The organism is Pseudomonas sp. 910_23 (assembly GCF_052850795.1).
The window spans coordinates 144,732-168,379 of record NZ_VXCZ01000011.1; the positions used below are offsets into that span (position 1 = coordinate 144,732).

Annotated in this window: 22 protein-coding genes and 1 other RNA gene; 16 read left to right on the forward strand and 7 right to left on the reverse strand. The window is 61.1% G+C overall.

Translation table 11 applies throughout. The features are described 5' to 3' along the window. From FW800_RS15550 to FW800_RS15560, 3 genes are read right to left on the reverse strand one after another with little or no spacing between them, the layout of a single operon-like run. Entirely contained in the window at window positions 1-1,650 is a 1,650-nt protein-coding gene (locus FW800_RS15550; protein ID WP_032877736.1) for a PqiB family protein, read from the reverse strand. After that, window positions 1,631-2,275: a paraquat-inducible protein A gene (locus FW800_RS15555; RefSeq protein WP_032877734.1), complete on the reverse strand. Its 645-nt coding sequence runs from the start codon at window positions 2,273-2,275 to the stop codon at window positions 1,631-1,633. The genes FW800_RS15550 and FW800_RS15555 overlap by 20 nt, the downstream gene beginning before the upstream one ends. Next, window positions 2,272-2,862 (reverse strand): paraquat-inducible protein A, encoded by a 591-nt coding sequence (locus FW800_RS15560; RefSeq protein ID WP_005784917.1) that lies wholly within the window; start codon window positions 2,860-2,862, stop codon window positions 2,272-2,274. The genes FW800_RS15555 and FW800_RS15560 overlap by 4 nt, the downstream gene beginning before the upstream one ends. Before the next feature lie 149 nt (window positions 2,863-3,011). On the opposite strand from FW800_RS15560, the gene FW800_RS15565 reads away from it, so the two are divergent. Together FW800_RS15565 and FW800_RS15570 are read left to right on the forward strand one after the other, a co-directional pair. Further along, window positions 3,012-3,656: an MBL fold metallo-hydrolase gene (locus FW800_RS15565; RefSeq protein WP_148853467.1), complete on the forward strand. Its 645-nt coding sequence runs from the start codon at window positions 3,012-3,014 to the stop codon at window positions 3,654-3,656. Window positions 3,657-3,830: 174 nt separating this feature from the next. Beyond that, window positions 3,831-4,610, forward strand: coding sequence for an OmpA family protein (locus tag FW800_RS15570; RefSeq protein WP_446437921.1), 780 nt, complete (start codon window positions 3,831-3,833; stop codon window positions 4,608-4,610). 336 nt (window positions 4,611-4,946) lie between these two features. Here the strand turns inward: FW800_RS15570 and FW800_RS15575 are convergent, their stop codons facing one another. From FW800_RS15575 to FW800_RS15590, 4 genes are all read right to left on the reverse strand, one after another. After that, on the reverse strand, window positions 4,947-5,528 hold the full coding sequence (locus FW800_RS15575; RefSeq protein ID WP_005784922.1) for a BON domain-containing protein: 582 nt from the start codon (window positions 5,526-5,528) through the stop codon (window positions 4,947-4,949). Next, window positions 5,525-6,118: a phosphoheptose isomerase gene (locus FW800_RS15580; RefSeq protein ID WP_007904374.1), complete on the reverse strand. Its 594-nt coding sequence runs from the start codon at window positions 6,116-6,118 to the stop codon at window positions 5,525-5,527. Before FW800_RS15580 ends, FW800_RS15575 begins: the two co-directional genes overlap by 4 nt. 93 nt (window positions 6,119-6,211) lie before the next feature. Continuing rightward, window positions 6,212-6,583, reverse strand: coding sequence for a YraN family protein (locus tag FW800_RS15585; protein ID WP_005784926.1), 372 nt, complete (start codon window positions 6,581-6,583; stop codon window positions 6,212-6,214). Further along, entirely contained in the window at window positions 6,583-8,394 is a 1,812-nt protein-coding gene (locus FW800_RS15590; RefSeq protein ID WP_078820309.1) for a penicillin-binding protein activator, read from the reverse strand. The genes FW800_RS15585 and FW800_RS15590 overlap by 1 nt, the downstream gene beginning before the upstream one ends. 176 nt (window positions 8,395-8,570) lie before the next feature. On the opposite strand from FW800_RS15590, the gene rsmI reads away from it, so the two are divergent. From rsmI to FW800_RS15660, 14 genes are all read left to right on the forward strand, one after another. Further along, the gene (gene rsmI, locus FW800_RS15595) at window positions 8,571-9,476 is read left to right on the forward strand and encodes a 16S rRNA (cytidine(1402)-2'-O)-methyltransferase (RefSeq protein WP_164699512.1); all 906 of its coding nucleotides are present in this window, start codon (window positions 8,571-8,573) and stop codon (window positions 9,474-9,476) included. Window positions 9,477-9,571: 95 nt separating this feature from the next. After that, window positions 9,572-9,925, forward strand: an RNA gene (gene rnpB, locus FW800_RS15600) — RNase P RNA component class A. A gap of 355 nt (window positions 9,926-10,280) precedes the next feature. Next, window positions 10,281-10,736: a division/cell wall cluster transcriptional repressor MraZ gene (gene mraZ, locus FW800_RS15605; protein WP_003171868.1), complete on the forward strand. Its 456-nt coding sequence runs from the start codon at window positions 10,281-10,283 to the stop codon at window positions 10,734-10,736. Next, complete coding sequence (rsmH, locus tag FW800_RS15610) at window positions 10,733-11,680, forward strand: 16S rRNA (cytosine(1402)-N(4))-methyltransferase RsmH (RefSeq protein ID WP_446437922.1); 948 nt, start codon at window positions 10,733-10,735, stop codon at window positions 11,678-11,680. Before mraZ ends, rsmH begins: the two co-directional genes overlap by 4 nt. Beyond that, entirely contained in the window at window positions 11,677-11,970 is a 294-nt protein-coding gene (gene ftsL, locus FW800_RS15615; RefSeq protein WP_003188663.1) for a cell division protein FtsL, read from the forward strand. Before rsmH ends, ftsL begins: the two co-directional genes overlap by 4 nt. Then, complete coding sequence (locus tag FW800_RS15620) at window positions 11,970-13,712, forward strand: peptidoglycan D,D-transpeptidase FtsI family protein (RefSeq protein WP_164699553.1); 1,743 nt, start codon at window positions 11,970-11,972, stop codon at window positions 13,710-13,712. The genes ftsL and FW800_RS15620 overlap by 1 nt, the downstream gene beginning before the upstream one ends. Then, the gene (locus FW800_RS15625) at window positions 13,712-15,175 is read left to right on the forward strand and encodes a UDP-N-acetylmuramoyl-L-alanyl-D-glutamate--2,6-diaminopimelate ligase (protein WP_005784935.1); all 1,464 of its coding nucleotides are present in this window, start codon (window positions 13,712-13,714) and stop codon (window positions 15,173-15,175) included. Before FW800_RS15620 ends, FW800_RS15625 begins: the two co-directional genes overlap by 1 nt. Beyond that, a complete protein-coding gene (locus FW800_RS15630) occupies window positions 15,168-16,538 on the forward strand; it encodes a UDP-N-acetylmuramoyl-tripeptide--D-alanyl-D-alanine ligase (protein WP_446437923.1) in 1,371 nt (456 codons plus the stop codon). The genes FW800_RS15625 and FW800_RS15630 overlap by 8 nt, the downstream gene beginning before the upstream one ends. Then, the gene (gene mraY, locus FW800_RS15635; RefSeq protein WP_005784939.1) at window positions 16,538-17,620 is read left to right on the forward strand and encodes a phospho-N-acetylmuramoyl-pentapeptide-transferase; all 1,083 of its coding nucleotides are present in this window, start codon (window positions 16,538-16,540) and stop codon (window positions 17,618-17,620) included. Before FW800_RS15630 ends, mraY begins: the two co-directional genes overlap by 1 nt. Window positions 17,621-17,626: 6 nt before the next feature. After that, window positions 17,627-18,973 (forward strand): UDP-N-acetylmuramoyl-L-alanine--D-glutamate ligase, encoded by a 1,347-nt coding sequence (gene murD, locus FW800_RS15640; RefSeq protein WP_005784940.1) that lies wholly within the window; start codon window positions 17,627-17,629, stop codon window positions 18,971-18,973. Next, complete coding sequence (gene ftsW / locus FW800_RS15645; RefSeq protein WP_005784942.1) at window positions 18,970-20,193, forward strand: putative lipid II flippase FtsW; 1,224 nt, start codon at window positions 18,970-18,972, stop codon at window positions 20,191-20,193. Before murD ends, ftsW begins: the two co-directional genes overlap by 4 nt. Beyond that, complete coding sequence (gene murG, locus FW800_RS15650) at window positions 20,183-21,253, forward strand: undecaprenyldiphospho-muramoylpentapeptide beta-N-acetylglucosaminyltransferase (protein WP_446437924.1); 1,071 nt, start codon at window positions 20,183-20,185, stop codon at window positions 21,251-21,253. The genes ftsW and murG overlap by 11 nt, the downstream gene beginning before the upstream one ends. Further along, the gene (gene murC, locus FW800_RS15655) at window positions 21,246-22,694 is read left to right on the forward strand and encodes a UDP-N-acetylmuramate--L-alanine ligase (RefSeq protein WP_446437925.1); all 1,449 of its coding nucleotides are present in this window, start codon (window positions 21,246-21,248) and stop codon (window positions 22,692-22,694) included. The genes murG and murC overlap by 8 nt, the downstream gene beginning before the upstream one ends. Then, on the forward strand, window positions 22,691-23,647 hold the full coding sequence (locus tag FW800_RS15660) for a D-alanine--D-alanine ligase (protein WP_032877721.1): 957 nt from the start codon (window positions 22,691-22,693) through the stop codon (window positions 23,645-23,647). Before murC ends, FW800_RS15660 begins: the two co-directional genes overlap by 4 nt. The last annotated feature ends 1 nt before the right edge of the window (window position 23,648 follow it).

Here is a 23,648-nt window from a genome sequence, read left to right on the forward strand (position 1 = left end):
TCATTTGCGGGGTGGCCCTTGCAGGTCGTTCGGCGCGGCGTTATCAGGACGACCGCGAATCAGCGACTCCGGATGCCGGCCCAGGTAATCGGACAGCTCGCGCAAGGAGCGCGACATGCGTGCCAGTTCATCCAGGGTTTGGGTCAGTTGTTCACGCTGGGGTGAGTCTTCTGCCAGGGTTGAGCTGGCCGATTGCAGGGTCTTGCTCACGTCGGCCAGTGTCGTCTGCACACCCGGCAGTGTCTTGGCGTTGAATTGCGCCAGGCCCTTGCGCAGTTCGACCAGGCTGGCGTCGAGGTTGCCGGCAATCCGCTCGACCGGCAGTTGGCTGAGCTTGTTGACGATACCTTCGAACTTCTCCTGCAGTTGTTCCAGGTTGCCCGGGATGGTGGGAATGCCCACGGGGCGCTGGTTCGGATCGAACGCCACTTTCTCGGCCTTGGGGTAGAAGTCCAGGGCGATGTACAACTGGCCGGTCAGCAGGTTACCGCTGCGGGCCTGGGCGCGCAGGCCGTTTTCGATGAAGCTGCCGATCAGGCGCACGCCGGCCGCCTCATCGTCAGGGTTGTTGTTCATGGCCTTGAGCAGCTTGGTATGGGCCGCGCCGAGCAGTTGCGGGTAGATCACGATGCCGACATTGACCGGGAAGCTGCGTTTCTTCGCATCGAAATCCAGATTGATCGACACCACCTTGCCGAACTCGACGCCGAGGAACTCCACCGGTGCGTCGACTTTCAGCCCACGCAGGGCCTGATCAAAGCGCAGGACCATGTATTGCCCCTTGCCATTGGGCGGGGCGAGGGCGCTTTGCTGGTCTTCGAACAATTCAAAGCCGCGATTTTCCTCAGCCGGCTTGTCGTTGGGGTTGTAGGGTGGGGCCTGGAAGGAGATCCCGCCCATCAGCATGGACGACACCGATTCGGTCTTCAGCGCAAAGCCATTGGCACCGACGCTCAGATCGACACCGCTGGCATTCCAGAACCGCGTGTTCTCGGTGACATACCCATCATTGGGCGCGTGTATGAAGACTTCGACGTTCACGCCCTTGCCTTCGCTGTCCAACTCATAAGCCACCACCTGGCCTACCGGGATTTTGCGGTAATAGACCGGCGAGCCGATGTCCAGAGAACCCAGCGTCTGCGTGTGCAGGGTGAAACGCTTGCCAGGCTCGCCATAGGTGATGGGGGGCGGGTTTTCCAGGCCGGTGAAATGTTTGGCGCGGGTTTCGGACTGGCCGATATCCGCGCCGATGTAGTCGCCGGACAGCAGCGTGTCGATACCGGATACGCCGCCTGCGCCGATACGTGGGCGCACCACCCAGAATTTAGAGTCCTCGCGGGTGAAGCTTTCGGCCTGTTTGGATAGCTCGATGGTGGCGTTGACACTTTTCTGGTCACCACTCAACGCCACGGCGGTCACTTGGCCAATCACCACGTTGCGGTATTTGACCTCGGTCTTGTTGGCGACCAGCCCGCTGCCGGTCTTGAAGTTGAGGACGATGGTCGGCCCTTGTTGCATGACGCTGTGAATCACCAGCGAGATCCCCACCAGCACGGCGACAATCGGCACGATCCAGACCAGCGAGACACTGAAGCGACGCGTCTTGATCGCGGGTTGCCCCGCAGGGGTGTCAGCCTTGGATGCGCTCATCCGAGGTCTCCTCGTTATGTGGGTTTTCCCAGATTAGCCGGGGATCAAAACTCATGGCCGCGAGCATGGTAAATACCACCACCAAGCCAAAAAACAGAATGCCCAGGCGCGGTTCGATCGTGCCCAGGGCTTGAAACTTAACCAGCGCGGCCACCAGTGCGACCACGATGACGTCCAGCATCGACCAATAACCGATCAGCTCGATAAACCGAAACAGCTTTGAGCGTTCCTTGCGCGCCCACTGGCTGTTGCGCTGCACGGTGATCAGCAGCAACCCCAGTGACAAGAACTTGATGCCCGGCACGGCAATGCTGGCGATGAAAATGATCAGGGCGATGTCCCAGGCGCCATGCTGCCAGAACTCCAGCACGCCGCTCATGATGGTGCTGTCTGCGCCGGAGCCGAGCATGGTGGTGTTCATCACCGGCAGCAAATTGGCCGGTATGTAAAAGGCGAGGGCGGTGAGCATGTAGGCCCAGGTGCGTGTCAGCGATTGAGTTTTGCGCCGGTGCAAGGGCGCGCCGCAGCGCTCGCATTCGGTGGGCTCCAGGCGCATGTCGCAGGCCTGGCCGCAGGTATGGCACAGGCACAGGTTGAGCTCGCGGGCGGTGGGCGGTGAATTCATACGGTGTCCCACAGGTCGCGGACATCGCGCCCGGCAATGCGGATCAGCAACAGGCTGAGGGCGGCCAAGGCAAACAGGCCGGTACCGGGGATTACATCCAGCATACCCGCCAGCTTGAACACGGCAACCATGGCGCCCAGCAGGCAGACTTCCAGCATGCTCCAGGGCCTGAGCGCTTCCAGCCAGCGCATGCACAGTTTGAACGCCGGCGAACGCTGGCCGGCCAAGGCAAAACTCAAAACCCAGATCAGCAAGACCAACTGAAACACCGGCGCGATGATGATGGAGATCGCCGCCACCAACGCAATGAACGTGATCGGCCCCAGGCTCAGCGCCACCACCGAATCCCACAGCGTCGCACTGTTTTTCAAGCCCTGCAGGCTGATGCTCATCACCGGATAAAAGTTGGCAAAGGTCCACAGCACTGCTGCGGTCACCGTCAGCGCGAGGCGTTGTTGCACCGACAGGCCGTTATAGCGCTGCAGCACACCCGAGCACCGCACACACAGGGCTTTTTGATGTTTGGCGAGCGTGACCTTTTCGTACACGCAGTCGCAGTGCTCGCAGATGATCTGTTGATTCGCCATGGGTGTTGCTCCAAATGCGACTGACTGCAGCGGGGGATGGCGCTTGTGTAGCTTAGCAGTGGATACACCGCCGAATCGATCCCTTCCAGAGTGGGGGCAACCTCCACCATACTGCACTTGGAACGCGCCAGAGAGCTTGCAGGACACTCATGACTACCGAAAAACCACCACTGATTCGCGAAACCTTCCCCGTCGGCCCGTTGCAGTGCAACTGCACCATCATTGGCGACCCGATCACTAAAAAAGCCATCGTAGTCGACCCCGGCGGCAATCACGAATTGATCCTGGCGCGTCTTGATGCGTTGGGTCTGAAGGTGGTGAGCATTATCCACACCCATGCTCACCTGGATCACTTCCTGGCCTCTGGCCAATTGAAGGAAAAAACCGGAGCCACGCTGCACCTGCACAAAGATGATCAATTTCTATGGGACAACCTGGAAATGCAATGCCAGATGTTTCGCGTGCCCTATGTGCCAGTGCCGTCGCCGGATCGCTGGCTGGAACACGATGAAGAATTGGCCTGTGGATGCGGTGTTGCCTTGCACACCCCTGGGCATACGCCGGGTTCGATGAGCTTCTGGTTTGCCGATGCCAAGCTGCTGATTGCCGGTGACACCTTGTTCCGGCGCGGCGTTGGGCGCACGGATCTGTGGGGCGGCGACCAGGCGACGATCGTGCGGTCGATCAAGCAGCGCTTGTATACGCTGGATGAGCGCGCGACTGTGGTGACAGGGCATGGGCCGGATACGTTGTTGGGCGATGAGATGCGAGAGAATCCTTTCGTGCGTGCGTGATGGGTTGTCGGCTCTGATACAAGTCGGTACAGACACGCAGGCACAGGCTCGAGCCAAAGACAGCTATGCTTTGCGTACCCACGGAATTTTTGCCGCTTGTCGCGTTCCAAACTCGGCACAGGTCCATTGCCAATGTCCTCTGCATCACAGAATGCAAAAGTAGGAGCTCCCTTCATGTTTACTCCGCGTCGTCTGCTTGTTGTCGCTACCGCCGTAGCCCTGTTGTCTGGCTGTGCCTCACCTAATCCTTATGACGGCAGCCAGGGACAGGCCGGCAATGGTTCTGAAAGCGGTATGAGCAAGACCGCCAAGTACGGCGGCCTCGGCGCGCTGGCCGGTGCATTGGCCGGTGCGGCCATCGACCATAACAACCGTGGCAAGGGCGCGCTGATTGGCGCCGTCGTTGCGGGTGCCGGTGCTGCCGGCTATGGCTACTACGCCGACCAGCAAGAGAAAAAACTGCGTGAAAGCATGGCCAACACCGGTGTGGAAGTGCAGCGCCAGGGTGACCAGATCAAGCTGATCATGCCGGGCAACATCACCTTCGCCACCAACTCCGATGCGATCTCCAGCAGCTTCTACCAGCCGCTGAACAACCTGGCCAACTCCCTCAAGCAGTTCAACCAGAACACCATTCAGATCGTCGGCTACACCGACAGCACCGGCAGCCGCCAACTGAACATGGACCTGTCCCAGCGCCGTGCGCAGAGCGTGGCCAACTACCTGACTTCCCAGGGTGTCAGTGCTGCCAACCTGAGCGCGCGCGGTGCCGGCCCGGATAACCCGATTGCCAGCAACAGCGATGTGAATGGCCGTGCCCAGAACCGTCGTGTCGAAGTCAACCTCGGCCCGATCCCAGGCCAGCAATACGGCCAGCCTGGTCAACAGCAGCAACAACAGGCGCCGCAGCAGAACAACCAGTTCCAGGGCAACCCGTACCAGCAGTACCAGTAAACACTGGCCACTAAAAAGGGCGCCGTGCAGTCAATGCACGGCGCCCTTTTTTGTGGCTGTCGGTCTAGGGGGCGTTCTCAATTAGTTTCCCCACCGCGCCGGGTCTGCTGCTGCGCAGGGCAAGGCGCGAGAAGCGTGGTTTGGTCATTCCAAATAAGCTTCGAGCAACGCAGCCCTGCACAGCAGCAGGCCCGGCCCTTCGGGTTGTGCCTTAAAGCGGGCCATGCTGCGTTGCAGGCCTTGGAAAGGGAACACCATTCCCAGCGGCCTGCGCCTTGCCTGGCCCGCTTTAAGGCGACAACGCGGTGGGGAAACTAATTGAGAACGCCCCCTACATCAATCGATGTATTCGAACACCTTCACGATCTTCTGCACGCCGGACACGCCCTGCACCAGGTTGGCGGCGCGGGTCGCTTCGGCCTGGGTCAGCAGGCCCATCATGTAGACGATGCCATTATCGGTAACGATCTTGATGCGCGAGCCCGGCACCGCGCTGTCGGTGAGCATCTGCGCCTTGATCTTGGTGGTCAGCAGCGCATCGTTGCTGATGGCCAGCAGGGTGATCGGGTCCATGACCTGCAATTCGTTGTGGACCTTCTTGACTCGTTGCACGCCCGCAGCGGCTTGTTCAGCCTGGGCCTTGAGGTCGGCGCGCGGGGTTTGCCCTGCCAGCAGGACGACGCCGTTGAAGCTGGTCACCACGATGCGCGAGGCGCCGTTGCCCAGGTCTGTGGCGGCCTTGGCGACATTGACCTTGACCTTGGTTTCGATCAGCGAATCATCGATGGTGCTGCCGAAAGTACGTGTGCCACGGTCGTCCTGGATGGGGGTGTCCCGTGTAGCGGTGATTGCCGAGCTGCAGCCGCTGATGGCGAGGCACAGCGTAATGGCCAAAAGGCTGAGGCGGTTAACGGTCATTCTTCACTCCCGAACAGTTGGCTGTCGATCAGATCGCACAGGCAGTGGATCGCCAGCAGGTGGACTTCCTGAATGCGTGCAGTGACATTGGCCGGGACGCGAATCTCCACGTCCTCAGGCAGCAGCAGCGAAGCCATGCCGCCACCATCGCGACCGGTCAAGGCTACGACAATCATTTCACGATCATGTGCGGCCTGGATCGCTTGAATAATATTCGCCGAGTTGCCGCTTGTGGAAATCGCCAGCAACACATCGCCGGGCTGGCCGAGGGCGCGGATCTGCTTGGAGAAGATTTCGTTGTAGCTGTAGTCGTTGGCAATCGAAGTGATTGTCGACGAGTCGGTGGTCAAGGCAATGGCCGGCAGGCTCGGGCGCTCGCGCTCGAAGCGGTTGAGCAGCTCGGAAGAGAAATGCTGGGCATCGCCAGCCGAACCACCGTTGCCGCACGAAAGCATTTTGCCTTCGTTGAGCAAGGCGTTGACCATGACCTGACTGGCTTGCTCGATGTGCGGTGCAAGTACGTCCATCGCCTGTTGCTTGGTGTCGATGCTGGCCTGGAAAAGCTGGCGAATTCGGGATTGCATGTCCATCTGTGTGACCTTAAGTAGCGCGGCTGTTTGGCACAGGTAATGTGCAGCCCGCAATGCAAAGAGCAAAAGTGTGTGGTGAAGGTGCCGGGTGCGTCAGCTGTCGAAGGCATCTTTGAGCCAGTTCAGATCAGCAGGACCCGACGGTGTGCTTTCTATGGCGACCACATCGAAACGGCAGGGGCTGTCAGCCCAGCGATGCTCTTTTAGCAGAAAAAACTGCGCGGCGAGTATCAGTTTCTGACGCTTGCGCCCGTCGATACTGGCGAGCGCGCCACCCCATTGTGCGTGTTTTCTGTAGCGGACTTCGACGAATACTACTGTATCGCCGTCAAGCATGACCAGATCAAGCTCGCCGCGTTTACATAACCAGTTCTGCGCCAGAAGGCGCAGACCCTGTTGTTGCAGATATTTCAGCGCTTGAAGTTCGGCATCCTTGCCGCTTTGTGCGCTGGACCGCTCAGGCATCAGCGTGGGGTATCGGGCAGGCGCTGAATGGCGCCGCCGACGAACTTCGCCCATGGCATCTGGCGGTCAACGCGCTGGTTGGCGCTGATGCCCAGGTTGCCCGAGAGACCGTCGACACGGGTGTCCGGCAACGCCTTGAGTTGGCCAAGGCGCGGTGCCAGGCGGTAGGCGTCGACGCCCATCGCGTACAGGCGGCCCAGGCTGCCATTGGCTTGCGGCCATTGCGCGGCGACCTGGTTGCGCAGCGGGTCGGTGGTGTCAAGCAGCCAAGGGGTTTCGCAGAACATCACGTTGGTCATGTCCAGGTACTGGTTGCGGTCGCCGCTGGCACTGAAGACATGGGACGTGGCGTAGACCGGCACATCGCCGGCGTACTGGAAGTTCAGGGTCGGCTTGATCTGCTGGGCCAGTTGCGGGGTGACCGCCAGGAAGATGAATTCGATGTCCTGGCGACGCGAAGGCTGGGCGGCAACGTCGGTGCCGACCGTGCTTTGCAGGCTCTTGGCGCGACCTTCACTTTTACGCAACTGGAACAGGTCGGCGATCTGCTGGGCCAGTGCCACTGGCTGATCGACATACTCGACGCCCATCACAGTGCCGCCATTGGCTTCCCAATCCTGGCGGAAGGCTTTGTAGACACGCTCGCCCCATTCACCACGCGGCACCATGGCAGCGGCGCGATGCAGGCCATCGGCACGGGCGCGGCGCGACACTTCACGGGCTTCGTCTTCAGCGGCCAGGCCGAACTGGAACAGTTGCGCCGGGCCTTGGTCGGTCTCGCTGTAATTGAGTGCCAGGGTGGTGATCGGCAATTGCGGGCGTGCGCTGAGTTGCTTGACCAGTGGTTTTTCCAGCGGGCCGACCACCAGTTGCACGCCGGCGGCCTGGGCCTTGGCGTAGAAGTCATCGAGGGAGCTCAGGCGCGAGCTGTCGTAGAACTCGATGACCGGCGCCTTCTGCCCGGCTTGTTCGGCCTGGTAGTGAGCCGCCATGAAACCTTCTCGCAATGCCTTGCCGACCGAAGCCAATGGGCCTTCCTGCGGGAGCAGCACGGCGATCTTGTTCAGGGGCTGGCTGGCCAGCTCCTTGAGCCTGGTCAGCGGCGTCGGCAGTTGCACCGCTGCCGGGTGGCCCGGGTTCTGTGCGCGCCAGGTATCGATAGCGGCCTGTTGTTGCTCCAGGGTGCCGGCGCCCTTGACCGCCTGGGCCAGGGTCACCCAGCCATCAAGTGTCGGGTTGCCGGTGGCCTGCAACTGTTCGGCCGGCAGCGCGGCAATCAGCACCCAGATGGCTTCGTGGTTGCTTGCAGCGGCATCGCCGGTCAGCAGCGGCGCCATGGCAACCCGCTCGCGAGCGGCGGCCAGGGTCTGGCCGTCGGCTTCGTAAGCGCGGGCGTGCACGGTACCGGTGCGGATCTGCTGGTCTGCCGGCAGCTCCTTCAGGCTTTGCAGGCTGGGATGGTTCAGCGCCGCCAATGCCGCCTTGGGCTGGTTGCGAGTCATCGCCAGTTCGGCGGCCAGGGTGCTGGCAAATATCTGCGCGGCGGGTTTGAGGACATCCAGGGGCACCTGCGCAAGGATCTGCGACGAGCGGCCGGCATTGTTCTGCTGATAGGCCAGGTCTGCCGCACTCAGGCGCAGCATGGCGGCCTTTTCTGGCGTGTTGGCGTTCGTTGCCTGTTCGAGCAGTTGCTCGATACTGGCATCCGGTGTCCGTGGCAGGTCGCCAAGGCTGGACGAGGGCGAGCTGGCACACGCAGCCAGCAAGGCAGCGAGGCAGAGGGCGGAGAGCAGCCGCAGGCAAGCGATCATGTAAGTGTTCCTGATACCGATCAAATTAGCGTGGAAGTGTACCCAAGCACTGGCCCAGGCGCGATGTTAGTGGCGTGAAACCGTGGATTTAGGTCGTGTAAATGTTGCGATTGGCAAAGGCTGGCTGAAACGGCATCCACCGTGATGGCATATTTTCAAGGCGTCTACGCGCTACAATGTGGCTTTTGCCAACCATCGAGGTGTGCGTTTTGACTGCTCCAGGTCCATTGAATTCCACTGCTGGCTCGCTTTTTGTGGTGGCGACGCCGATTGGCAACCTGGACGACATCAGTGCCCGGGCGCTGAAGGTGTTGCGCGAGGTTAAATTGATCGCGGCGGAAGACACGCGACACTCCCAACGGTTGATGCAGCATTTTGGAATCAGCACGCCACTGGCGGCGTGCCATGAGCACAATGAGCGTGAAGAAGGCAGCCGTTTCATCACCCGCTTGCTGGCCGGTGATGACGTGGCATTGATCTCCGATGCGGGTACGCCGTTGATTTCCGATCCGGGATACCACCTGGTCCGCCAGGCACGCGCCGCTGGTATCAATGTAGTGCCTGTTCCGGGAGCGTGCGCGCTGATTGCCGCATTATCTGCGGCAGGCTTGCCGTCGGATCGGTTTATTTTTGAAGGTTTCCTGCCGGCCAAGGCAGTCGGCCGTCGCGCACGCCTTCAGGCCCTGAAGGAAGAGCCGCGCACCCTGATCTTCTACGAAGCTCCGCACCGCATCCTTGAATGCCTGCAGGATATGGAACTGGTGTTCGGCGGCGAGCGGCTGGCATTGCTGGCGCGGGAGTTGACCAAGACCTTCGAAACCCTCAAAGGGCTGCCGCTGGAGGCGTTGCGGGCGTTTGTCGAGGGCGACAGCAATCAGCAGCGAGGCGAATGTGTGGTGCTGGTGGCGGGCTGGAGTGCGCCGGAGAATGAAGACGCCGTGGGCAGCGAAGCCATGCGCATCCTTGACTTGTTGCTCAAGGAGATGCCGCTCAAGCGTGCCGCTGCCCTTGCCGCAGAAATTACCGGGGTGCGTAAAAACGTGTTGTATCAAGTGGCGCTCGATAAACAGAAGGCTGAATAGTTCCGGGGTCGAATCTGTATTTCGTCTGAACATGATGGCACTGCTGCACTTTAATACTTGTCCTCAGACCTTCGTGCCGTTAACCTGCGCGGCGGAGAGTCGATTGGACAGTCGCTGCCCTCTATGAAAATTAGGGGGGGGAGGAAAGTCCGGGCTCCATAGGGCGAAGTGCCAGGTAATGCCTGGGAGGCGTGAGCCTACGGAAAGTGCCACAGAAAATAACCGCCTAAGCGCTTCGGTGCCGGTAAGGGTGAAAAGGTGCGGTAAGAGCGCACCGCACGACTGGCAACAGTTCGTGGCTAGGTAAACCCCACTTGGAGCAAGACCAAATAGGGTCCCAAGGCGTGGCCCGCGCTGGGACCGGGTAGGTTGCTAAAGATGTCCAGTGATGGCCATCGTAGACGAATGACTGTTCAAGACAGAACCCGGCTTACAGATCGACTCTCCACCTTTTTTCCTTGCGTTCGAATCTCGTGCGCAAACCCGGTAGTAACGCAAGAATCCCTCCCTGCCAAATCATTGGCAGATGCGTCTTCGTAATACCAAAAAAATCTTACTCTTAATAAATTACTTTAACTTTAAGTCGTAGCTCCATGAGCTATTTGCCGTTGTTGAGTCAAAAACATCGTCAAACTCTCGTTTCTCCTCCTCTTACCCTCCTAAATCTCCGTTCTGTAAGGCTTTTCCTTGAATACGCGCCTTGACGGTGTGGTAGGCGCATTCCTATAGTGTGCGCAAGTGGCGGAAAGTGGCACAAAGTGGGTTTTTTGAACGTAAAACGCTAAAATTTGGAGAAACGCATCTGTGTTTCGCGGAGCTAACGCTATCAGTCTCGATGCAAAAGGCCGTCTCGCCATGCCGAGCCGGTATCGTGACGAGCTCATTTCGCGAAGTTCAGGGCAGTTAATCATCACGATTGACGCCGTTGACCCTTGTTTGTGTGTTTACCCCCTCGATGAGTGGGAGTTGATTGAAACCAAGTTGCGCGCGCTGCCTTCATTGCGTGAAGAAAACCGCCGCCTCCAGCGTTTGCTGATCGGCAATGCCGTTGACCTTGAACTCGATGGCAGCGGTCGTTTCCTGGTGCCTCCGCGTCTGCGCGAGTACGCCAAGCTCGACAAGCGCGCAATGCTGGTAGGCCAGCTGAACAAGTTCCAATTGTGGGACGAAGATGCCTGGGATGCTGTGTCTGCAGCTGACCTGGCTGCTATTCAACAACCGGGCGCCATGCCTGATGAACTGCGTGATTTGATCCTGTGACTATTGATAGCGGCTTTAACCACATCACCGTACTGCTTGACGAAGCCGTTGAGGCTCTCGCCGTACGCGCGGATGGCTGCTATTTGGATGGCACCTTCGGCAGGGGCGGGCACAGCCGTTTGATACTCAGCCAGCTCGGGCCCGACGGTAAGCTCCTCGGGTTCGACAAGGACCCTCAAGCGATTGCCACCGGGCAAGCGCTAGCGGCCGAAGACGGCCGCTTTGTCGTTGTGCAGCGCAGCTTTGCCGAGCTGGGTGCCGAAGTCGCCGAGCGCGGCATGGCAGGCAAGGTGGCCGGGGTTTTGCTCGACCTGGGCGTGTCTTCGCCGCAGCTCGACGACCCTGAGCGCGGCTTCAGCTTCATGAACGACGGCCCCCTGGATATGCGTATGGACCCCACCCGTGGGGTCAGCGCTGCCCAGTTCATCGCCACCGCACCGGTGGAAGAAATCGCCCGCGTATTCAAGGAATACGGCGAAGAACGCTTCGCCGGCCGGATGGCGCGTGCCGTGGTCGAGCGTCGGGAAATCCTGCCTTTCGAGCGTACCGCCGACCTGGCCGAAGTGTTGAAGGTCGCCAACCCTGCGTGGGAAAAGGGCAAGAACCCGGCAACTCGCGCGTTCCAGGGCCTGCGCATTCACGTCAACAACGAATTGGGCGATCTGGAAGCCGGCCTCGAAGCCGCTCTGGACGCTCTGGAAGTGGGCGGCCGCCTGGTGGTGATCAGTTTCCACTCCCTGGAAGACCGCATCGTCAAACTGTTCATGCGTCGTCTGGTCAAGGGCGAGTCCGACAACCTGCCGCGCAACCTGCCGGTACGTTTCGAAGCCTTTGTGCCGAAAATCAAAATCCATGGCAAAGCGCAGTTCGCTTCCGAAGCCGAACTCAAGGCCAACCCACGTTCCCGTAGCGCCGTCATGCGCGTCGCGGAGAAGCTGCGGTGAGCAAGCTTTTCGCCAAACCCCTGCCGGGCGGCAGCTTCTTTATGTTGCTGCTGTTTGTCGGCGTGCTGGTGTCCGCGATTGCGGTGTCCTACAGCGCCCACTGGAACCGTCAGTTGCTCAATACCCTGTATGGGGAGTTGAGCGTGCGTGACAAGGCGCAGGCGGAGTGGGGCCGGTTGATCCTCGAACAAAGTACCTGGACAGCCCACAGCCGTATCGAAGTGCTGGCCACCGAGCAGTTGAAGATGCACATCCCGGGCGCGGCCGAAGTTCGCATGGTGGCGCCATGATGAAGCTCGAAGGCGCACTCTACCCGTGGCGTTTCCGCCTGATGCTCGGCTTGCTGGCATTGATGGTGGGTGCGATCGTCTGGCGCATCTTCGACCTGCAGGTGGTCGACCGCGACTTCCTGATCGGCCAGGGTGACGCCCGCAGCCTGCGGCATATTCCAATTCCTGCGCACCGCGGCCTGATCACCGACCGTAATGGCGAGCCCCTGGCCGTCAGTACCCCGGTGACGACGCTTTGGGCCAACGCTAAAGAGCTGCAAGTTGCCAAGGACAAGTGGCCCGAGCTGGCCGCCGCCCTTGGCCAGGACCGCAAGGCCCTGACCGATCGCCTCGAAGCCCAGGCCAACAAGGAATTCATCTATCTGGTTCGCGGGCTCACACCCGAGCAGGGCCAGCAGGTGCTCGACCTTAAAATCCCCGGTGTCTACGGCATCGAGGAGTTTCGTCGTTTCTACCCGGCCGGTGAAACCACTGCGCACATGGTCGGCTTTACCGATATCGATGATCATGGTCGCGAAGGCGTTGAGCTGGCCTACGACGAATGGCTGGCCGGAGTTCCGGGCAAGCGGCAGGTCATCAAGGATCGGCGCGGCAGGCTGATCAAGGATGTCCAGGTCACCAAAAACGCCAAGGCCGGCAAGCCTCTGGCGTTGTCGATCGACCTGCGCCTGCAATACCTGGCCAACCGCGAACTGCGTAACGCAATCATCGAGAACGGCGCCAAGGCCGGTAGCCTGGTGATCATGGACGTGAAGACCGGCGAGATCCTCGCCATGGTCAACCAGCCGACCTACAACCCCAACAACCGTCGCAACCTGCAGCCGGCGATGATGCGTAACCGCGCAATGATCGACGTGTTCGAGCCCGGTTCGACCATGAAAGCCATCTCCATGAGCGCTGCCCTGGAAACCGGGCGCTGGAAACCTACCGACAAGGTCGAGGTTTACCCGGGCACCTTGCAACTTGGCAAATACACCATTCGTGACGTATCCCGCAGCGAAGGTCCGGTGCTGGATCTGACAGGCATCCTGATCAATTCCAGTAACGTGGGCATGAGTAAGGTTGCCTTCGACATTGGCGGCGAAACGATCTATCACCTGGCGCAAAAAATCGGTCTGGGGCAACCCACCGGCCTCGATTTCCCGGGCGAGCGCGTGGGCAACCTGCCGAACTACCGCGAGTGGAGAAAGGCCGAGACTGCCACGCTGTCCTACGGCTACGGCCTGTCGGTCACTGCGATCCAGCTGGCCCACGCGTTTTCGGTGTTGGCCAATAACGGCCGCATGGTGCCGCTGAGCCTGATCCATGTGGACGAACCGCCGAAAGCCAACCAGGTCATTCCGGAAAAAGTCGCCAAGACCATCCAGGGCATGCTGCAACAAGTGATCGAAGCTCCACGCGGCGTGTTCCGTGCCCAGGTGCCGGCATATCACGTGGCAGGCAAGTCGGGTACTGCGCGCAAGACATCGGTAGGCACCAAAGGCTACGCCGAAAATTCCTACCGCTCGCTGTTCGCTGGCTTCGGCCCGATGAGCGACCCGCGCTACGCCATCGTCGTGGTCATCGACGAACCGAGTAAAGCCGGCTACTTCGGTGGCCTGGTATCGGCGCCGGTGTTCAGCAAAGTGATGTCCGGCACCCTGCGCCTGATGAACATCACGCCGGACAACCTGCCGCCGACCCAACAAGCCAACGCCGGACCACCGGCCGCCGCTGTCAAAGCCAATGGAGGGCGCGGCTGATGTCTCTGAGCCTCAACAAGATTTTTGCCCATGCCGGCCGCGATCTGCTGATTCGCGAATTGAGCCTGGACAGCCGCAACGTACGCGCCGGTGACCTGTTCCTGGCGGTGCCTGGCGGCAAGTTCGATGGTCGTGCGCATATCGCAGACGCCCTGCAGCGCGGCGCGGCGGCTGTGGCCTATGAAGTGGAAGGCGCCACTGTGCTACCGATCACCGACGTGCCGTTGATTCCAGTCAAGGGCCTGGCTGCGCAGCTCTCTGACATCGCCGGGCGTTTTTACGGCGACCCGAGCCGCCAGCTCAACCTGATCGGCGTGACCGGCACCAATGGCAAGACCAGCGTGACCCAGTTGGTCGCCCAGGCTCTTGACCTGTTGGGCCAGCACTGCGGCATCGTCGGCACCCTGGGCACTGGCTTTTATGGTGCGCTGCAAAGCGGCCTGCACACCACGCCGAACCCGATTGCCGTGCAAGCGACCCTGGCCGACCTGAAAAAGGCCGGCGCCAAGGCGGTTGCCATGGAAGTTTCCTCACATGGTCTGGATCAGGGGCGAGTGGCTGCCCTGGCCTTTGACGTTGCGGTGATGACCAACCTGTCCCGTGATCACCTCGACTACCACGGCACCATGGAGGCGTACGCCGCCGCCAAGGCCAAGCTGTTTGCCTGGAATGACCTGAAGTGCCGGGTGATCAACCTGGACGACGCATTTGGCCGTCAACTGGCTGGCGAAGAAAGCGAAGCACGCCTGATCAGTTATAGCCTGAAAGATTCCAGTGCCTACCTGTATTGCCGCGAAGCCCAGTTCAATGACGAGGGCGTACGCGCTACGTTGGTCACGCCCCAGGGCGAACACCACTTGCGCAGTACCTTGCTCGGCCGCTTCAACCTGAGCAACGTACTCGCTGCCATCGGCGCGCTGCTGGGGCTGGATTACGCCCTGGATGAAATCCTGCGCGTACTGCCCAAGCTTGAGGGCCCGGCTGGCCGTATGCAGCGCCTGGGTGGCGGCAAACAGCCGCTGGTGGTGGTCGATTACGCCCATACCCCGGATGCCCTGGAAAAAGTTCTCGAAGCCCTGCGCCCACATGCCAAGGGCAAATTGCTCTGCCTGTTCGGCTGCGGCGGTGATCGCGATCGCGGCAAGCGTCCGTTGATGGCTGAGATTGTCGAGCGTTTGGCCGACGGCGTACTCGTCACCGACGACAACCCGCGCAGTGAAGACCCAAGCCAGATTTTCGATGACATCCGTGTCGGCTTCAAAGATGCCTCCAAGGCCACCTTCGTTGCTGGTCGTGGTGCCGCCATTGCCCAACTGATTGCCAGCGCCAGCGCTGACGATGTGGTGGTGCTGGCGGGCAAGGGGCACGAGGACTACCAGGAAATCAACGGCGAGCGCCATGCCTTCTCCGATCTGGTCGAGGCTGATCACGCCTTGACTGCCTGGGAGGTCGCCCATGCTTAAAGTCATGCAGTTCAGCCAACTCACCCAGGCCCTGTCGGCCCGCGTAGTGTCGAGCGATTGCACCTTCAACGGCGTGAGTATCGACAGCCGCAACATTCAGCCTGGGCAGTTGTTTGTCGCCCTGGCAGGCCCGCGCTTCGATGGTCACGACTACCTGAACGAAGTCGCTGCCAAAGGTGCCGTCGGTGCCTTGGTACAGCGTGAAGTGCCCGACTCCACCTTGCCGCAATTGCTGGTGCCCGATACTCGCTTGGCCTTGGGTCAATTGGGTGCGCTCAACCGCGCTGCTTTTGACAAGCCGGTGGCGGCCATTACCGGCTCCAGCGGCAAGACCACGGTCAAGGAACTGCTTGCCGGTGTCCTGCGTACGCGCGGGCCGGTGCTTGCGACCCTGGGCAACCTCAACAATGATTTCGGCGCACCGCTGACCCTGCTTGAACTGGGCCCGGAGCACACGGCAGCCGTGATCGAGCTGGGGGCTTCGCGTATCGGCGAAATCGCCTACACCGTGGCGCTGACCAAGCCTCACGTGGCGATCATCAACAATGCCGGTACCGCCCATGTCGGCGAGTTCGGCGGCCCGGAAAAAATCGTCGAAGCCAAGGGTGAAATTCTTGAAGGGCTCGACGCCTCAGGCACCGCTGTGCTGAACCTGGACGACAAGGCTTTCGAGACCTGGCGTGTACGCGCCGCCGGCCGCAAGGTGCTGACGTTTGCGGTGCTCAATGCCGCGGCCGACTTCCATGCTTCAAATATCACCGTCGACGCCCGCGGTTGCCCGTCCTTCACCTTGCATACCCCGCAAGGCAGCGAACACGTGCAGCTGAACCTGCTGGGCAACCATAACGTTGCCAACGCCCTGGCCGCCGCCGCCGCCGCCCATGCCCTGGGCGTGTCGCTGTTCGGTATCGCTACGGGCCTGGGCGCGGTGCAGCCGGTCAAGGGCCGCACTGTGGCGCAATTGGCTGCCAACGGCATGCGCGTGATTGATGACACCTACAACGCCAATCAGTCCTCGGTCTGCGCCGCCATAGATCTGCTCAAGGGTTTCGATGGCCGCAAAGTACTGGTGCTGGGCGATATCGCCGAGCTGGGCGACTGGGCCGAGCAGTCCCATCGCGAAGTTGGCGCCTACGCCAGCGGCAAGGTCGACGCGCTCTATGCGGTCGGCCCGCACATGACTCATGCCGTGAGCGCCTTCGGTCCCGGTGCGCGGCATTTTGCGACGCAAGCTGAATTGATCCAGGCGCTGACGGCGACTGAACACGACAAACACACAACCATTTTGATCAAGGGATCGCGCAGCGCGGTGATGGAAAACGTCGTCGCAGCCTTGTGTGGCTCAAGTACGGAGAAACATTAATGCTGCTGCTGCTGGCTGAGTATCTGCAACAGTTCCACAAAGGCTTCGCGGTCTTTCAGTACCTGACCCTGCGCGGGATCCTGGGTGTGCTGACCGCGCTGTCTTTGTCACTGTTCCTGGGGCCGTGGATGATCCGCACCCTGCAGAACCTGCAAATTGGTCAATCGGTTCGCAACGACGGCCCGCAGTCGCACCTGTCCAAGTCCGGCACGCCGACCATGGGCGGTGCGCTGATCCTGTCGTCCATCGGCGTCAGCACCTTGCTCTGGGCGGACCTGCATAACCGCTACGTGTGGGTGGTGCTGCTGGTGACCCTGCTGTTCGGTGCCATCGGCTGGGTGGATGACTACCGCAAAGTGATCGAGAAAAACTCCAAGGGGCTGCCAAGCCGCTGGAAGTATTTCTGGCAGTCGGTGTTCGGCCTCGCTGCGGCAGTCTTCCTGTACACCACTGCGCCAAGCGCCGTGGAAACCACCTTGATCATCCCGATGCTCAAGGATGTGAGCATTCCACTGGGTGTCGGCTTCGTGGTGCTGACCTATTTCGTGATCGTCGGCTCCAGCAACGCGGTGAACCTGACCGACGGCCTTGATGGCCTGGCGATCATGCCGACGGTGATGGTTGGCGGTGCACTCGGCATCTTCTGCTACCTGTCGGGTAACGTGAAATTCGCAGAATACCTGCTGATCCCTTACGTACCGGGCGCCGGTGAGCTGATCGTGTTCTGCGGCGCGCTGATCGGTGCCGGCCTGGGGTTCCTGTGGTTCAACACCTACCCGGCACAAGTCTTCATGGGTGACGTCGGCGCGCTGGCGCTGGGCGCTGCCCTGGGCACCATTGCGGTGATCGTTCGCCAGGAAATCGTGCTGTTCATCATGGGCGGTGTGTTCGTGATGGAAACCCTGTCGGTGGTCATCCAGGTGGCTTCCTTCAAATTGACCGGGCGTCGTGTGTTCCGCATGGCGCCGATCCACCACCACTTTGAACTCAAGGGCTGGCCCGAGCCACGTGTGATCGTCCGTTTCTGGATCATCACCGTGATTCTGGTACTGGTCGGCCTTGCCACCCTGAAACTGAGGTAGAAACGAGTGTCCCTGATCGCTTCAGACCACTTCCGCATCGTTGTCGGCCTCGGCAAGAGCGGCATGTCCCTGGTTCGCTTCCTGGCGAACCGGGGCACGTCGTTTGCCGTGGCCGACACGCGGGAAAATCCACCGGAGCTGGTCACGCTGCGCCGTGACTACCCGCACGTGGAAGTGCGTTGTGGCGAGTTGGATGTCGAGTTTCTGTGCCGTGCCGATGAGCTCTACGTGAGCCCCGGCCTGGCGCTGGCTACACCCGCCCTGCAAGCTGCTGCAGCGCGTGGCGTCAAGCTGTCCGGTGATATCGATCTGTTTGCGCGTAACGCCAAGGCGCCGATCGTGGCCATCAGCGGTTCCAATGCGAAGAGCACCGTGACCACCCTGGTCGGCGAAATGGCGGCTGCGGCCGGCAAGCGCGTGGCTGTGGGCGGCAATCTCGGTGTGCCGGCGCTGGACCTGCTCAGCGACGACGTCGAGTTGTACGTGATGGAGTTGTCGAGCTTCCAGCTGGAAACCACCCACGATCTCGGCGCTGAAGTGGCCACCGTGCTGAATGTCAGCGAAGACCATATGGACCGCTACAGCGGCCTGCCGGCTTATCACCTGGCCAAGCACCGGATCTTCCGTGGCGCCAGGCAATTTGTAGTCAATCGCCAGGATGCCCTGAGCCGTCCGCTGATGGGCGAGGGCATGCCTTGCTGGACTTTCGGTCTGGGCAAACCCGACTTCAAAGGCTTCGGCATTCGCGAAGAGAACGGCGAGAAGTACCTGGCCTTCGAATTCCAGAACCTGATGCCGGTACGCGAGCTTAAGATCCGTGGCGCACATAACCAGTCAAATGCCCTGGCTGCACTGGCGCTCGGTCATGCGGTTGGCCTGCCATTCGACGCCATGCTCGCCAGCCTGCGTACGTTCGCTGGCCTTGAGCATCGCTGCCAGTGGGTACGCGACCTCAATGGCGTGAGCTACTACAACGACTCCAAGGCCACCAACGTCGGTGCCGCCCTGGCTGCCATCGAGGGCCTGGGTGCCGATATCGACGGCAAGCTGGTACTGATCGCTGGTGGTGATGGCAAGGGCGCCGACTTCAAGGACCTTGCAAATCCGGTCGCCGCCCATTGCCGCGCCGTGGTGCTGATGGGTCGCGATTCGGACTTGATCGCCGCCGCCCTCGGCGACGCGGTGCCGCAAGTACGCGCGACTTCGCTGGATGACGCCATTGCCCACTGCAAAGCCCTGGCCCAGCCGGGTGACGCGGTGCTGCTGTCGCCGGCCTGCGCCAGTTTCGACATGTTCAAGAATTACGAAGAGCGCGGTCAGCTGTTCGCCCGCGCCGTGGAGGCCTTGGCATGAGCCTCAACCTGAAAAACATCATCAAGCCGTACCCGTCGCCGATCATTACCGGGCGCGGCATCGACCTCGATTTCCCGATGCTCGCCGGGTGCCTCGCGCTGCTCGGCCTGGGCCTGGTGATGATCACTTCGGCATCCTCCGAAGTGGCTGCCGTGCAGTCGGGCAATACCCTTTACATGATGATCCGTCACCTGGTGTATCTGGTGATCGGCCTCGGCGCGTGCATCGTCACCATGATGATTCCTATCGCCACCTGGCAGCGTCTGGGCTGGCTGATGCTGATCGGCGCGTTCGGCTTGCTGGTGATGGTGATCGTGCCCGGCATCGGCCGCGAGGTGAACGGTTCGATGCGCTGGATCGGCTTCGGCGCGTTCAACGTGCAGCCCTCGGAGATCGCCAAAGTGTTCGTGGTGATCTACCTGGCCGGTTACCTGGTACGCCGTCAGAAAGAAGTGCGCGAAAGCTGGATGGGCTTCTTCAAACCCTTCATCGTGCTGCTGCCCATGGCCGGCCTGTTGCTGATGGAACCCGACTTCGGTGCCACCGTGGTCATGATGGGTGCTGCGGCGGCCATGCTGTTCCTTGGCGGCGTCGGCCTGTTCCGCTTCACCTTGATGGTGGTGCTGGCAGTCGCGGCGGTGACCATTCTGGTGCAGGCGCAGCCCTACCGGATGGCGCGTCTGATTACCTTTACCGACCCCTGGTCCGATCAGTTCGGTTCCGGCTACCAGTTGACCCAGGCGCTGATTGCCTTCGGTCGCGGCGAGTGGCTGGGCGTGGGCCTGGGCAACAGCGTGCAGAAGCAGTTCTACCTGCCCGAAGCCCACACCGACTTCGTGTTCTCGGTACTCGCCGAAGAGCTGGGTGTCGTGGGTTCGCTGTGCACTGTCGGCCTGTTTGTATTCGTCTGTGTACGCGCCATGTACATCGGTCTGTGGGCCGAGAAGGCCAAGCAGTTCTTTGCCGCCTACGTTGCCTACGGGCTGGCGTTCCTGTGGATTGGCCAATTCTTGATCAACATCGGCGTGAACGTCGGCCTGTTGCCGACCAAGGGCCTGACCTTGCCGTTCCTCAGCTACGGTGGCAGTTCGTTGGTGATCTGCTGCGCCTGTCTTGGCTTGTTGCTGCGTATCGAGTGGGAGAGTCGAACCCACTTGGGCAGCGAAGAGATGGAGTTCAGCGAAAGCGACTTCGCCGAGGAGCCGACCCATGGGCGCTAACGTGCTGATCATGGCCGGCGGCACCGGGGGGCATGTGTTCCCGGCCCTGGCTTGCGCCCGTGAATTCCAGAACCGCGGCTATACCGTGCACTGGTTGGGTACGCCCCGTGGCATTGAAAACGAATTGGTGCCCAATGCCGGTTTGCCCCTGCATTTGATCAACGTCACCGGCCTGCGTGGCAAGAGCAAGTTGTCCCTGCTCAAGGCGCCGTTCGTGTTGCTCAAGGCGGTCATGCAGGCACGCAGGATCATCCGCGAACTGAAGCCGGTGTGCGTGCTCGGTTTCGGTGGTTATGTGACCGGCCCTGGTGGCGTTGCGGCGAAGCTCGCTGGCGTACCGGTGATCGTGCACGAGCAGAACGCCGTCGCCGGGACTGCCAACCGTCTGCTGGTGCCGTTGGCATCGCGGGTGTGTGAAGCCTTCCCGAAAACGTTCGCTGCCTCGGACAAGCTTCGCACCACCGGCAATCCGGTGCGTACCGAACTGTTCATGGCCATTGCGCGTGACGCTCTGGCCGGCCGCAAGGCACACCTGCTGATCCTGGGCGGAAGCCTGGGCGCCGAGCCACTGAACAAATTGCTGCCTGAGGCCGTTGCGCAACTCCCTGAGGATGTGCGCCCGGAGATCTTCCACCAGGCCGGCAAGCACCATGATGAAGTCACCGCCGCGCGTTATCGCGAGGCTGGTGTGGAGGCGAATGTACAGCCCTTCATCAAAGACATGGCCCAAGCCTATGGCTGGGCCGACCTGGTGGTCTGCCGCGCAGGTGCGCTGACCGTCAGTGAACTGGCCGCTGCCGGTCTGCCGTCGTTGCTGGTGCCTTTGCCCCATGCGATCGACGATCACCAGACCCGCAACGCCGAATATTTGGCCGGGGAGGGCGCTGCCTTCCTGCTGCCGCAAAGAACGACCGGCGCCGCCGATTTGGCCGCACGCCTGACCGAGGTTTTGATGCAACCGGAACGACTCAACAGCATGGCGAGCACCGCAAGCCGCCTGGCCAAACCTGACGCAACCCGCACCGTGGTCGATATCTGCCTGGAGGTGGCCCATGGTTGAGAATCAGAAAGCCATGCCGCAACCCGAGATGCGCCGCATCCGTCGCATTCACTTCGTCGGTATCGGCGGTGTGGGCATGTGCGGCATCGCCGAAGTACTGCTGAACCTGGGCTACCAGGTGTCCGGCTCGGACTTGAAAGAGTCGCCGGTCACCGAGCGTCTGAAGTCCTTCGGTGCGCAGATCTTTATCGGCCACCGTGCCGAGAACGCCGCCGACGCCGACGTGCTGGTGGTGTCCAGTGCCGTGAATACGTCCAACCCGGAAGTGGCCACCGCCCTTGAACGCCGTATCCCGGTGGTGCCGCGTGCCGAGATGCTCGCCGAACTGATGCGCTATCGCCACGGCATCGCCGTCGCCGGTACCCATGGCAAGACCACCACCACCAGCCTGATCGCTTCGGTGTTCGCCGCCGGTGGCCTGGACCCGACGTTCGTCATCGGTGGCCGCCTGAATGCAGCCGGCACCAATGCCCAGCTCGGCACCAGCCGCTATCTGATCGCCGAAGCCGATGAAAGCGATGCGAGCTTCCTGCACCTGCAACCGCTGGTCGCCGTCGTCACCAACATCGACGAAGACCACATGGCGACCTACGACGGTGACTTCAATAAACTGAAGAAAACCTTCGTCGACTTCCTGCACAACCTGCCGTTCTACGGTCTGGCGGTGGTGTGCCTGGACGATCCGGTGGTGCGTGAAATCCTGCCGCAGGTCAAGCGTCCGACCGTGACCTACGGCTTCAGCGAAGACGCCGATGTGCGCGCAATCAATGTACGCCAGGAAGGCATGCAAACCTTCTTCACCGTGCTGCGTCCCGACCGCGAACCGCTGGATGTCTCGGTGAACATGCCGGGCAACCACAACGTGCTGAACTCCCTGGCGACCATCTGCATCGCCACCGATGAGGGCGTCAGCGATGAAGCCATCGTTGAAGGGCTGTCGCGCTTTGCCGGTGTCGGCCGTCGCTTCCAGGTCTACGGCCAGTTGCCGGTTGAAGGCGGTGACGTGATGCTGGTGGACGACTACGGTCACCACCCGACTGAAGTTGCCGCTGTGATCAAGGCCGTGCGCGGCGGCTGGCCGGAGCGCCGCCTGGTGATGGTTTACCAGCCGCACCGCTACAGCCGTACCCGCGACCTGTACGACGATTTCGTCAATGTACTGGCCGATGCCAACGTGCTGCTGCTGATGGAGGTTTACCCGGCCGGTGAAGAACCGATCCCGGGCGCTGACAGCCGCAAGCTGTGCAACAGCATCCGCCAGCGTGGCCAACTGGACCCGATCTACATCGAGCGTGGCGTCGACCTGGCCCCTATCGTCAAGCCGTTGCTGCGCGCCGGCGACATCCTGCTGTGCCAGGGTGCCGGTGATATCGGTGGCCTTGCGCCCAAGTTGCTGGCGAGCCCGCTGTTTGCAGCCGTGGCAAAGGGGGCGTCGAAATGATCACTGACTACGGCTCCCTGTTTTCCACTGTCGCGCCTGCCGATTTCGGTCGCGTCGCCGTGCTGTTCGGCGGCAAGAGCGCTGAGCGCGAAGTGTCGCTCAAGTCCGGCAATGCCGTGCTCCAGGCGCTGCAAAGTGCCGGTGTGAACGCCTTTGGCATCGACGTCGGCGATGACTTCCTCGCCCGTCTGCAAGCCGAGAAGATCGACCGCGCCTTCATCATCCTCCATGGTCGTGGCGGTGAAGACGGCAGCATGCAAGGCCTGCTCGAATGTGCCGGCATCCCCTACACCGGTAGCGGTATCCTCGCTTCCGCGCTGGCGATGGACAAATTGCGCACCAAGCAGGTGTGGCACAGCCTGGGTATTCCGACTCCGCGTCACGCCGTGCTGTGCAGCGAAGACGATTGTATTTCTGCGGCCAAGGAACTGGGCCTGCCTTTGATCGTCAAACCAGCCCATGAAGGCTCCAGTATCGGCATGGCTAAAGTGAACTCGGCCGCCGAATTGATCGACGCATGGAAAGCGGCAAGTACCTACGATTCGCAAGTGTTGGTGGAACAGTGGATTTCCGGTCCCGAGTACACCATCGCCACCCTGCGTGGCCAGGTATTGCCGCCCATCGCTTTGGGCACGCCCCACACCTTTTATGACTACGACGCCAAGTACCTGGCTTCCGATACCCAGTACCGGATCCCATGTGGCCTCGAAGCAACCAAGGAACAGCAATTGATGGACCTCACGGCGAAAGCCTGTGAGGCGTTGGGTATCGCCGGTTGGGCGCGGGCAGACGTGATGCAGGATGACCAAGGGAATTTCTGGTTCCTTGAAGTCAACACCGCACCGGGGATGACCGACCACAGCCTGGTGCCGATGGCCGCTCGCGCAGCCGGCCTGGATTTTCAGCAGTTGGTGCTGGCGATCCTGGCGGCAAGTATCGAGTCACGAGGCTAAG